Source organism: Vibrio sp. 1CM23M, assembly GCF_023161755.1.
GTDB classification, from domain to species: domain Bacteria; phylum Pseudomonadota; class Gammaproteobacteria; order Enterobacterales; family Vibrionaceae; genus Vibrio; species Vibrio coralliirubri.
In genome coordinates this window covers 133,198-145,806 of sequence record NZ_JALNTR010000009.1, presented here as the reverse complement: position 1 = coordinate 145,806, position 12,609 = coordinate 133,198, and the positions used below count along the sequence as shown (strand labels likewise).

Annotated in this window: 8 protein-coding genes and 1 pseudogene; all 9 read left to right on the top strand. The window is 45.1% G+C overall.

Annotated elements, in window-relative coordinates; all coding sequences use genetic code 11:
* A pseudogene (gene tuf / locus MSG35_RS20575) lies at nucleotides 1-240 on the top strand (elongation factor Tu); the annotation flags it as partial.
* A gap of 223 nt (nucleotides 241-463) precedes the next feature.
* Entirely contained in the window at nucleotides 464-841 is a 378-nt protein-coding gene (secE, locus tag MSG35_RS20570; protein ID WP_010435558.1) for a preprotein translocase subunit SecE, read from the top strand.
* 13 nt (nucleotides 842-854) lie between these two features.
* A complete protein-coding gene (nusG, locus tag MSG35_RS20565) occupies nucleotides 855-1,403 on the top strand; it encodes a transcription termination/antitermination protein NusG (protein WP_010435556.1) in 549 nt (182 codons plus the stop codon).
* A gap of 213 nt (nucleotides 1,404-1,616) precedes the next feature.
* A complete protein-coding gene (rplK, locus tag MSG35_RS20560) occupies nucleotides 1,617-2,045 on the top strand; it encodes a 50S ribosomal protein L11 (RefSeq protein WP_010435555.1) in 429 nt (142 codons plus the stop codon).
* Nucleotides 2,046-2,049: 4 nt separating this feature from the next.
* Nucleotides 2,050-2,754 (top strand): 50S ribosomal protein L1, encoded by a 705-nt coding sequence (gene rplA / locus MSG35_RS20555; RefSeq protein ID WP_017060523.1) that lies wholly within the window; start codon nucleotides 2,050-2,052, stop codon nucleotides 2,752-2,754.
* Nucleotides 2,755-3,004: 250 nt separating this feature from the next.
* Nucleotides 3,005-3,499 carry a 50S ribosomal protein L10 gene (gene rplJ / locus MSG35_RS20550; RefSeq protein ID WP_010435550.1) on the top strand — a complete coding sequence of 165 codons (495 nt, stop codon included), beginning with the start codon at nucleotides 3,005-3,007 and terminating at the stop codon, nucleotides 3,497-3,499.
* A 57-nt stretch (nucleotides 3,500-3,556) separates the two neighbouring features.
* Nucleotides 3,557-3,925, top strand: coding sequence for a 50S ribosomal protein L7/L12 (gene rplL / locus MSG35_RS20545; RefSeq protein ID WP_017631516.1), 369 nt, complete (start codon nucleotides 3,557-3,559; stop codon nucleotides 3,923-3,925).
* A 235-nt stretch (nucleotides 3,926-4,160) separates the two neighbouring features.
* A complete protein-coding gene (rpoB, locus tag MSG35_RS20540; RefSeq protein WP_017060526.1) occupies nucleotides 4,161-8,189 on the top strand; it encodes a DNA-directed RNA polymerase subunit beta in 4,029 nt (1,342 codons plus the stop codon).
* Nucleotides 8,190-8,280: 91 nt separating this feature from the next.
* A complete protein-coding gene (rpoC, locus tag MSG35_RS20535; RefSeq protein ID WP_017060527.1) occupies nucleotides 8,281-12,483 on the top strand; it encodes a DNA-directed RNA polymerase subunit beta' in 4,203 nt (1,400 codons plus the stop codon).
* Nucleotides 12,484-12,609: the final 126 nt, after the last annotated feature.

Genomic DNA, 12,609 nt, shown 5'->3' with positions numbered 1-12,609 from the left:
GAAGGCGGCCGTCACACTCCTTTCTTCAAAGGTTACCGTCCACAGTTCTACTTCCGTACAACTGACGTAACAGGCGACATCACTCTACCAGAAGGCGTAGAAATGGTAATGCCAGGTGACAACGTTCAAATGACTGTTGAGCTAATCGCTCCAATCGCAATGGACGAAGGTCTACGTTTCGCAATCCGCGAAGGTGGCCGTACAGTTGGTGCTGGTGTTGTAGCTAAAATCTTTGCATAAGATTTGACGAACCACTAGTAAAAAGGGCATCATTTGATGCCCTTTTTCTGCGCTAAAAAAAGAGTTGGATGTTTTGACATCGATTTTTGCTCTTAGCAAAGAATTAAACGGTCTTTTTGACTAAAATGACTGTTAGATGTGTTGTTTTGCAACGCAAAGGAATGTGCCCTGCAACAGCGGGGTTATTGTCGTCTATATTTAAGACTTATCACAGGTTGGTTTTATGAAAGCAAACGCTGAAACTCCTGATAGCTCAGGTGCAGCAGATACAATGAAGTGGATTGTCGCTTTTGTTCTGTTGGCTGCTGCTGTTGTGGGTAATTACCTGTATGGTGAATTGTCTGTTGTAATTCGCGCTGCAGGTGTAGTTGTGCTGATTGCTGCCGCACTAGGCGTTGCAGCAACAACAACTAAAGGTAAAGCTGCGATCGATTTTGCAAAAGAATCTCGTATGGAGATTCGTAAAGTTGTTTGGCCTACTCGCCAAGAAACTATGCAAACTACATTGATCGTTTTAGCTGTATGTATTGTTATGTCTCTAGTGCTTTGGGGAATTGACGGCATCATGGTCCGTCTAGTTTCTCTAGCAACTGGAGTGTAGAGGGTTCTGATTCATGAGTGAAGCTCCAAAAAAACGTTGGTATGTAGTTCAAGCCTTTTCTGGCTTTGAAGGTCGTGTTGCACAGTCGCTACGCGAGCATATTAAAATGCACAACATGGAAGAACTATTTGGCGATGTGCTAGTACCTACTGAAGAAGTAGTGGAAATGCGTGCTGGGCAACGTCGTAAAAGTGAACGTAAATTCTTCCCTGGCTACGTATTAGTTCAAATGATCATGAATGATGAATCATGGCACTTAGTACGCAGCATTCCGCGTGTTATGGGCTTCATTGGTGGTACCTCTGATCGTCCTGCACCAATCACTGATAAAGAAGCTGATGCTATCTTGAACCGTCTAGAGAAAGCGAGCGAGTCTCCACGTCCTAAGACAATGTTCGAAGCGGGTGAAGTGGTTCGTGTGAACGATGGTCCATTTGCTGACTTCAACGGTACTGTTGAAGAAGTAGATTACGAGAAAAGCCGCATTAAGGTATCTGTATCGATCTTTGGTCGTGCAACACCGGTTGAGCTTGAATTTGGTCAGGTTGAAAAACTGGACTAAAACTCTAAGTTTTGAAAAAGCTGTGGATAAATACTTCATAAGTTGTTCAAAATAAAAGAGTATAAAAAATCACCTTTTTAGGGTTGTTAAAGGCGCGAATTATGATTATAATTTCGCGCCTTTTTGCTTCTGTGGAAGTAAAAAAGAGTTAATTGAATTTATGGGGAGCTCGCCTTGCGGCTAGCGCATGTACCCAAAATATTAGGAAATATCATGGCTAAGAAAGTTGAAGCTTATATCAAACTGCAAGTTGCAGCTGGTATGGCAAACCCAAGTCCACCGGTTGGTCCTGCTCTAGGTCAACACGGCGTGAACATCATGGAATTCTGTAAAGCGTTCAACGCAAAAACAGAATCTGTTGAGAAAGGTCTACCTACTCCAGTAGTTATTACTGTTTACAACGACCGTTCTTTCACGTTCGTAACTAAGACTCCACCTGCTGCTGTTCTTCTTAAGAAAGCTGCTGGCGTTAAGTCTGGTTCAGGTCGTCCAAACACTGAGAAAGTTGGTACTGTTACTGACGCTCAAGTTCAGGAAATCGCAGAAACTAAAGCTGCTGATATGACTGGTGCTGACATCGAAGCAATGAAACGTTCTATTGCTGGTACTGCTCGTTCAATGGGCCTAGTGGTAGAGGGATAAGATCATGGCTAAACTTACTAAGCGTATGCGCGTAATCCGCGACAAAGTTGACTCAACTAAAGAATACGAAATCAGCGAAGCTGTTGCTCTTCTTAAAGAACTAGCGACTGCTAAATTCGTTGAGTCTGTAGATGTTGCTGTTAACCTAGGCATCGATGCTCGTAAATCTGACCAAAACGTTCGTGGCGCAACAGTGCTACCTCACGGTACTGGCCGTGACATCCGCGTTGCTGTTTTCACTCAAGGTGCAAACGCAGAAGCTGCTAAAGCTGCTGGCGCAGATATCGTTGGTATGGAAGATCTTGCTGAGCAAGTGAAAAAAGGCGAAATGAACTTCGACGTAGTTGTTGCTTCTCCAGATGCAATGCGTGTTGTTGGTCAACTAGGTACAATCCTAGGTCCACGCGGCCTTATGCCAAACCCTAAAGTTGGTACTGTAACTCCTAACGTTGCTGAAGCGGTTAAGAACGCTAAAGCTGGTCAGGTTCGTTACCGTAACGACAAGAACGGCATCATCCACACTACTATCGGTAAAGCATCTTTCGAAGCTAGCCAGCTTCAAGAGAACCTAGAAGCTCTTCTAGTTGCTCTTAAGAAAGCTAAGCCTTCTTCAGCTAAGGGTTCTTACCTGAAGAAAGTAAGCATCTCTACTACGATGGGTGCTGGTGTTGCTGTTGATCAAGCTAGTCTTGACACTCAAGCAAACTAATTTGCTTAGGCGTAGATTTAGTGTATACTTCTGCGCCTAATATTTGTGGTTGGGTGGTTTTAAAGCAATTTGAAATCATCTATCCCAAGACCGTAGGCGCTGTCGATTTTCATTAGATTATTGATAGCTTAATAAAACCTACGTAGGCGATGTTGTGGTTTGAAATGAATTTATTCATTTTTAAATAACATCGTAAACGCTCATTACATTTTGTATTGAGTGCTGTAATCACAACCAGAGGTTAATCCAAATGGCTTTAAATCTTCAAGACAAAAAAGCAATTGTTGCTGAAGTCAACGAAGCTGCCAGTGGTGCACTTTCTGCAGTTGTAGCTGATTCTCGTGGCGTTGAAGTTGGCGCAATGACTTCTCTACGTAAACAAGCTCGCGAAGCGGGTGTTTACATGAAAGTTGTTCGTAACACACTAGCACGCCGTGCGGTTCAGGGTACAGACTACGAGTGTCTAGTAGACACTTTCACTGGTCCAACTCTGATCGCATTCTCTAATGAGCACCCAGGTGCTGCAGCGCGTCTTTTCAAAGACTTCGCTAAAGAGAATAAAGATTTCGAGATCAAAGCTGCTGCATTTGAAGGCGCAGTTACTGATGCTGAAGTACTAGCGACACTACCAACTTACGACGAAGCTATCGCACGCCTAATGATGTGCATGAAAGAAGCTTCTGCTGGCAAGCTGGTTCGTACTATCGCTGCTGTTCGCGACCAAAAAGAAGAAGCTGCGGCATAAGCCTTGCTTTTCACTGGTTGCTATTTAAACTTATTGTTGACTTAAAAGAGAATTGTTATGTCTATTACTAACGAGCAAATCCTAGACGCAGTTGCAGAAATGTCTGTAATGCAAGTTGTTGAGCTTATCGAAGCTATGGAAGAGAAATTCGGCGTTACTGCAGCTGCTGCTGTTGTAGCTGGCGGCGCAGCTGGCGGCGACGCTGCTGCTGAGCAAACTGAATTCGACGTTATCCTAACTGCTGCTGGCGCTAACAAAGTACAAGTTATCAAAGCTGTACGTGGCGCAACTGGCCTAGGTCTTAAAGAAGCTAAAGGTCTTGTAGACTCAGCTCCTGCAGCGCTTAAAGAAGGCGTTGACAAAGCTGAAGCTGAAGCTCTTAAAGCACAGCTAGAAGAAGCTGGCGCTTCTGTTGAAATCAAGTAATTATTACTTAATTTCTTAGCCGCAAGGCTAATGGCTGGTGGTTTATTGACCACCGGCCTTTTTGCGCTGTAGGGCTATGACGAATTTTCCGCTGTTTAACCGTCATAATCCGAGCAAAAAAACAGTCATTTTTTCGAAATGATTGTTCACTACAGTAAACAGCTGTTTGTCACCGCCCCCTCTTAAAGAGTGTTTTGGGTGGTTTGGGTCACTTATCAGCGAGCTGAGGAACCCCATGGTTTACTCTTATACCGAGAAAAAGCGCATCCGTAAGGATTTTGGTACTCGTCCACAAGTTTTGGACATTCCATACCTGTTATCGATCCAGCTTGATTCTTTCGACAAATTCATCGAACAGGATCCAGAAGGTCAATACGGTCTTGAAGCTGCTTTCCGTTCTGTATTTCCAATTCAGAGCTACAACGGCAATTCTGAGCTGCAATACGTTAGCTACCGTCTTGGTGAGCCAGTTTTTGACGTTAAAGAATGTCAAATCCGCGGTGTTACTTACTCAAAGCCACTACGCGTAAAACTACGTCTAGTTATCTTTGATCGAGATGCACCAGCAGGTACTGTAAAAGACATTAAAGAACAAGAAGTCTACATGGGCGAAATTCCGCTTATGACAGACAATGGTACTTTCGTAATTAATGGTACCGAGAGGGTTATCGTATCCCAGCTGCACCGAAGCCCAGGCGTGTTCTTCGACAGTGATAAGGGTAAGACCCACTCATCAGGTAAAGTTCTTTATAACGCACGTGTAATTCCTTACCGTGGCTCATGGTTAGACTTTGAGTTCGATCCTAAGGATAACTTATTCGTACGTATCGACCGTCGTCGTAAGCTACCAGCATCGATTATTCTTCGTGCACTTGGTAAATCGACTGAAGAGATCCTAGATCTGTTCTTCGACAAAGTGAACTTCGAAGTTAAAGACCAAACTCTTCTTATGGAGTTGGTTCCTGATCGTCTACGTGGTGAAACTGCGTCATTCGACATCGAAGCAAACGGCAAAACTTACGTTGAGACTGGTCGTCGTGTTACTGCTCGTCATATCCGTCAACTTGAAAAAGATGGCGTTGAGCACATCGAAGTACCAGTAGAGTACATCGTTGGTAAAGTTGCATCTAAAGATTACATCAATGAAGCAACTGGCGAGATCATCGTTGGCGCGAACCAAGAGATTAGCTTAGAAGCACTTGCTAACCTGTCTCAAGCAGGTCACAAGGCTCTACAAACTCTGTTCACGAATGACCTAGATCACGGTCCATTCATGTCAGACACTCTACGTGCAGATAGCACAGTAGATCGCATCTCTGCATTGGTAGAAATCTACCGCATGATGCGTCCTGGCGAGCCACCAACGAAAGAAGCTGCAGAGTCTCTATTCGAAAGCCTATTCTTCTCTGAAGAACGTTACGACCTATCAACTGTAGGCCGTATGAAGTTCAACAGCTCTATCGAGCGTGAAGAAGAAGAAGAGCGCGGTACTCTGGATGAATCAGACATCATCGAAGTGATGAAGAAACTGATTGGTATCCGTAACGGTATTGGTGAAGTGGACGATATCGACCACCTTGGCAACCGTCGTATCCGTTCTGTAGGTGAAATGGCAGAAAACCAATTCCGTGTTGGTCTAGTTCGTGTAGAACGTGCCGTTAAAGAGCGCCTAAGCCTTGGTGACCTTGATGCAATCATGCCTCAAGATCTTATCAACGCTAAGCCGATCTCTGCTGCAGTTAAAGAATTCTTTGGCTCTTCACAGCTTTCACAGTTCATGGACCAAAACAACCCATTGTCAGAAGTTACGCACAAACGTCGTATCTCTGCTTTAGGTCCTGGTGGTCTTACTCGTGAGCGCGCAGGCTTCGAAGTACGTGACGTTCACGTAACTCACTACGGTCGTCTATGTCCGATCGAAACGCCTGAAGGTCCAAACATCGGTCTAATTAACTCGCTATCTGCGTTTGCACGTTGTAACGATTACGGTTTCCTAGAAACTCCGTACCGTCGTGTAGTAGATGGTGTAGTAACAGAAGAAGTTGATTACCTGTCTGCAATCCAGGAAGGTCAATTCGTAATCGCGCAAGCAAACACCATTCTTACTGAAGAAGGTACGTTTGCAGATGAGCTAATCACAGCTCGTCAAAAAGGTGAATCTGGTCTTCACCCACGCGATCACGTTGACTACATGGACGTTGCGACAAACCAAGTAGTATCTATCGCTGCTTCGCTTATCCCGTTCCTAGAACACGATGATGCGAACCGTGCATTGATGGGTGCCAACATGCAACGTCAAGCTGTACCAACACTTAAGGCTGATAAGCCTCTAGTAGGTACTGGTATCGAACGTAACATCGCAGTTGACTCTGGTGTTACAGCGGTTGCTAAACGTGGTGGTCAAGTTCAGTCTGTAGACGCTTCTCGTATCGTAGTTAAGGTTAACGAAGATGAATTGGTACCTGGCGAAGCTGGTATCGATATTTACAACCTAACTAAGTACACGCGTTCGAACCAAAACACATGTATTAACCAACGTCCAACTGTACTTCCTGGTGAACCAGTTGCACGCGGCGATGTTCTTGCTGATGGTCCTTCAACAGACCTTGGTGAACTAGCTCTTGGCCAAAACATGCGTATCGCATTCATGCCTTGGAACGGTTACAACTTCGAAGACTCGATCTTAGTATCTGAGCGCGTAGTTCAAGAAGACCGTTTCACGACAATCCACATTCAAGAACTATCTTGTGTGGCTCGTGATACTAAGCTGGGTTCTGAAGAGATCACAGCTGATATTCCAAACGTAGGTGAGTCTGCTCTGTCTAAACTAGACGAGTCAGGTATCGTTTACATTGGTGCTGAAGTTAAGGGTGGCGACATCCTAGTTGGTAAAGTAACCCCTAAAGGTGAAACTCAACTGACTCCTGAAGAGAAGCTACTACGTGCTATCTTCGGTGAGAAAGCATCTGATGTTAAAGATACTTCTCTACGTGTACCAAACTCTGTTTCGGGTACTATCATCGATGTACAAGTCTTCACTCGCGATGGCGTAGAGAAAGACAAGCGTGCACTTGAAATCGAACAGATGCAGCTTAAAGAAGCTAAGAAAGACCTAACTGAAGAGTTCCAAATTCTTGAGGGTGGCCTTCTTAACCGTGTTAAAGCTGTACTTCTGTCTGGTGGTTACTCTGAAGCTAAGCTTGATACTATCGGTCGTAAGCAATGGCTAGAGCAAGTTCTAGAAGACGATGCGCTACAAACACAGCTTGAGCAACTTGCTGAGCAGTGGGATGAGCTAAAAGCAGACTTCGATAAGAAGTTTGAAACTAAGCGTCGTAAAATCACTCAAGGTGATGATCTAGCGCCTGGCGTTCTTAAGATTGTTAAAGTTTACCTAGCGGTTAAACGTCGTATCCAGCCTGGTGATAAGATGGCCGGTCGTCACGGTAACAAAGGTGTAATCTCTAAGATTAACCCTGTTGAAGACATGCCATACGATGAGAAAGGTCAGCCTGTAGACATCGTACTTAACCCGCTGGGTGTACCATCGCGTATGAACATCGGTCAGATCCTAGAAGTTCACTTAGGTTTGGCTGCGAAAGGTATCGGTGACAAGATCAACCAAATGGTTAAGGAACAACAAGAACTGCATAAGTTCCGTGAGTTCCTACAGAAGGTTTACGATCTTGGTGATACTCGTCAGAAAGTTGATATTGCTGAACTGTCTGATGATCAAGTTCGTACACTGATCAAGAACCTACGTGGCGGTCTACCGATTGCTACTCCTGTGTTCGACGGTGCTTCTGAGTCTCTAATCAAAGAACTACTTAAACTGGGTGATCTGCCAGAATCTGGTCAGCTTAAACTGTTTGATGGTCGTACTGGTGATTCGTTTGAGCGTCCTGTAACTGTTGGTTACATGTACATGCTGAAACTGAACCACTTGGTTGATGACAAAATGCATGCTCGTTCAACTGGTTCTTACAGCCTAGTAACTCAGCAACCACTTGGTGGTAAAGCTCAGTTCGGTGGTCAGCGTTTCGGTGAGATGGAAGTATGGGCACTAGAAGCATACGGTGCTGCATATACTCTACAAGAAATGCTAACAGTTAAGTCAGATGACGTTAACGGCCGTACTAAGATGTATAAGAACATCGTAGACGGTAACCATAGCATGGAACCTGGTATGCCTGAGTCGTTCAACGTACTGTTGAAAGAGATTCGCTCGCTAGGTATCAACATCGAGCTAGAAGACGAAGAGTAATCCCTCCTCTTTTTAAAAGAAGATAGGATTATTTGGTAAAAGGGAGCTTGCTACAGCAGTGAGCTCCTTTAACTCCTTACAGGAGCTGAATGTGAAAGACTTATTAAACTTTCTAAAAGCACAGCATAAGACCGAAGAATTTGATGCAATCAAAATCGGTCTATCTTCACCAGACATGATCCGTTCATGGTCTTTTGGTGAAGTTAAAAAGCCGGAAACAATTAACTATCGTACGTTCAAACCTGAACGTGATGGTCTGTTCTGTGCACGTATTTTTGGTCCAGTTAAAGACTACGAATGTCTTTGTGGCAAATACAAGCGCCTGAAGCACCGTGGTGTTATCTGTGAGAAGTGTGGCGTTGAAGTTACACAAACTAAAGTTCGTCGTGACCGTATGGGCCACATCGAGCTAGCTTCACCAGTTGCTCACATCTGGTTCCTAAAATCACTGCCGTCTCGTATCGGTCTACTAATGGATATCCCTCTACGTGATATCGAACGTGTTCTTTACTTCGAGATGTACGTAGTAACTGAACCAGGTATGACTGATCTAGAAAAATCTCAGATGCTTACTGAAGAAGAGTATTTGGATCGTCTAGAAGAGTGGGGTGACGAATTCACTGCTAAGATGGGTGCTGAAGCGATCAAAGATCTGCTTGCAACAATGGACCTTCATCAAGAAGTGGAAGAAATGCGCGAAGAGTTAGAGACTACTAACTCAGAAACTAAGCGTAAAAAAGTTACTAAGCGCCTGAAGCTAGTTGAAGCGTTCATTGCATCGGGTAACGATCCGCAATGGATGATTCTGACTGTACTTCCGGTTCTGCCGCCAGATCTACGTCCTCTAGTACCACTAGATGGCGGTCGTTTTGCGACTTCAGATCTGAACGACCTTTACCGTCGTGTGATCAACCGTAACAACCGTTTGAAGCGTCTTCTAGAGCTAGCTGCTCCAGACATCATCGTACGTAACGAAAAGCGTATGCTGCAAGAGTCTGTTGATGCACTTCTAGATAACGGTCGTCGTGGTCGTGCTATCACTGGTTCTAACAAGCGTCCTCTGAAATCTCTTGCTGATATGATCAAGGGTAAACAAGGTCGTTTCCGTCAGAACCTTCTAGGTAAACGTGTAGACTACTCTGGCCGTTCTGTAATCACAGTAGGTCCATACCTTCGTCTACATCAGTGTGGTCTTCCTAAGAAGATGGCACTTGAGCTATTTAAGCCGTTCATCTACAGCAAGCTAGAAACTCGTGGCATGGCTACGACAATCAAAGCTGCTAAGAAGATGGTAGAGCGCGAAGAAGCTATCGTTTGGGATATCCTAGACGAAGTAATCCGCGAACACCCAGTACTGCTTAACCGTGCACCTACACTTCACCGCCTAGGTATCCAAGCGTTTGAACCAGTACTAATCGAAGGTAAAGCGATTCAGCTTCACCCACTAGTGTGTGCGGCATACAACGCCGACTTCGATGGTGACCAAATGGCGGTACACGTGCCTCTAACTCTAGAAGCACAGCTTGAAGCACGTACACTGATGATGTCGACGAATAACATTCTGTCGCCAGCGTCAGGTGATCCGATCATCGTACCTTCTCAGGACGTTGTATTGGGTCTTTACTACATGACACGTGACAAGATCAACGTGAAAGGCGAAGGTATGTACCTTGCTGGCCCTGCTGAGGCTGAAAAGGCATACCGTACTAAGACTGCTGAGCTACACGCTCGCGTTAAAGTACGTATCACCGAGACTGTAGTAGACGAAGATGGTAACAGCACTACTGAAACGAAGATGGTTGATACAACTGTCGGCCGTGCAATGCTATGGCAAATCGTTCCAGCTGGCCTACCGTACAGCATCGTTAACCAAAAGTTAGGTAAGAAGCAGATCTCTACTCTTCTTAACGAGTGTTACCGTAAGCTTGGTCTAAAAGATACAGTAGTATTTGCTGACCAAATCATGTACGCAGGTTTTGCATACGCTGCACTTTCTGGTGTTTCTGTAGGTATCGACGATATGGTTGTACCTCAAGCGAAATACGATGAAATTGAATCTGCTGAAGAAGAAGTTCGCGAAATCCAAGAGCAATTCCAATCTGGTCTTGTTACTGCGGGTGAGCGTTACAACAAAGTTATCGATATCTGGGCATCTACGAATGACCGCGTTGCGAAAGCAATGATGGATAACCTATCTTCTGAAACAGTTATCAACCGTGACGGCGAAGAAGAACAGCAAGAATCGTTCAACAGTATCTACATGATGGCCGACTCGGGCGCACGTGGTTCTGCAGCTCAGATTCGTCAGCTAGCAGGTATGCGTGGTCTGATGGCGCGTCCAGATGGTTCAATCATCGAAACGCCGATCACAGCGAACTTTAAAGAAGGTCTAAACGTCCTTCAGTACTTTATCTCAACGCACGGTGCTCGTAAGGGTCTTGCGGATACAGCACTGAAAACAGCAAACTCGGGTTACCTAACTCGTCGTCTAGTAGACGTTGCTCAAGACGTTGTAGTACACGAACATGACTGTGGCACGCATGAAGGTATCGACATGATGCCTCACATCGAAGGTGGTGACGTTAAAGTTGCACTTTCTGAGCTTGCTCTAGGTCGTGTAGTAGCTGAAGACGTTCTTAAGCCTGGTACTGAAGATGTACTGATTCCACGTAATACTCTGATTGATGAGAAGTGGTGTCAAATCATGGAAGACAACTCAGTAGATAGCATGAAAGTGCGCTCTGTTGTTACCTGTGATGCAGACTTCGGTTGTTGTGCACAGTGTTACGGTCGTGACCTAGCACGTGGTCACCTAGTGAACCAAGGTGAAGCAGTTGGTGTTATCGCTGCACAATCTATCGGTGAACCGGGTACACAGCTAACAATGCGTACGTTCCACATCGGTGGTGCGGCATCTACTGCAGCAGCAGAGAACAGCATCCAAGCTAAGACAACTGGTACTGTGAAACTTCACAATGCTAAGTTCGTAGTTAACAAAGATAAGAAACTGGTTATCACTTCTCGTGCATCTGAGATGACGATTATTGATGAATTCGGCCGTACTAAAGAGAAGCACAAACTTCCTTACGGTTCGATGCTAACCAAAGGCGACAACGCAGCAGTTACTGCTGGTGAAGTTGTAGCTAACTGGGAAGCGCATACCATGCCAATCATCACTGAAGTGGCAGGTCGTATCCAATTCGTAGATATGATCGATGGTATTACAGTTTCTCGTCAAACTGACGATCTAACGGGTCTTTCTTCAAGTGAAGTTACAGACGCAGCAGCTCGCCCAGCAGCAGGTAAAGATATGCGTCCAGCTATCAAACTTGTTGATGAGCAAGGTAACGACGTAATGATCCCTGGTACTGATATGCCAGCTCACTACTTCCTACCTGGCAAAGCGATTGTAAACATCGAAGATGGCGCTGAAGTTGGCATCGGTGACACACTATCTCGTATCCCTCAAAAATCGAGCGGAAACAAAGATATCACCGGCGGTCTACCACGCGTAGCTGACCTATTCGAAGCTCGTAAGCCTAAAGAGCCTGCGATCCTTGCTGAGCACACAGGTACTGTGTCTTTCGGTAAAGAAACGAAAGGTAAGCGTCGTCTAGTAATCACTCGTGAAGGCGGTGACGCTTACGAAGAGATGATTCCTAAGCATCGTCAATTGAACGTGTTCGAAGGTGAGAAGATTGAACGTGGTGATGTAATCGCCGACGGTCCTGAAACTCCACACGATATCCTGCGTCTACGTGGTATCCACGCAGTAACTCAGTACATCGCGAACGAAGTTCAAGAAGTTTACCGCTTACAAGGCGTAAAGATTAACGATAAGCACATCGAGACTATCGTTCGTCAAATGCTACGTAAGTGTACAATCACTCATTCTGGTGACTCTCCGTTCCTACCTGGCGAACAAGTTGAGTACCACAATGTTAAGATTGCTAACCGTAAGCTAGAAGCTGAAGGTAAAGAACTAGTACGTTTCGAACGTGATCTACTAGGTATTACTAAAGCATCTCTTGCAACTGAGTCATTCATCTCAGCTGCATCGTTCCAAGAAACGACTCGCGTACTAACAGAAGCTGCGGTTTCTGGTAAGCGTGATGACCTTCGCGGTCTGAAAGAGAACGTAATTGTTGGTCGTCTGATCCCAGCTGGTACTGGTTTCGCATACCACCAAGAGCGTCAAAAACAACGTGAAGAAGAGCAAGAAGGTCCTTCAGCTGAACAAGCTACTGACAATCTAGCAGCACTTCTAAACGCTGGTTTCTCTTCAGAAGAGTAAGCTCTACGAGTAGTCTCTAAGAGATAAGAAAAAGGCACCTTCGGGTGCCTTTTTTGTATCTGGCGATTGGTATTTAGCTATGAACTTATAAAGTGATAGGTGTGCTTATCTAGCTGGTGGGGTTGG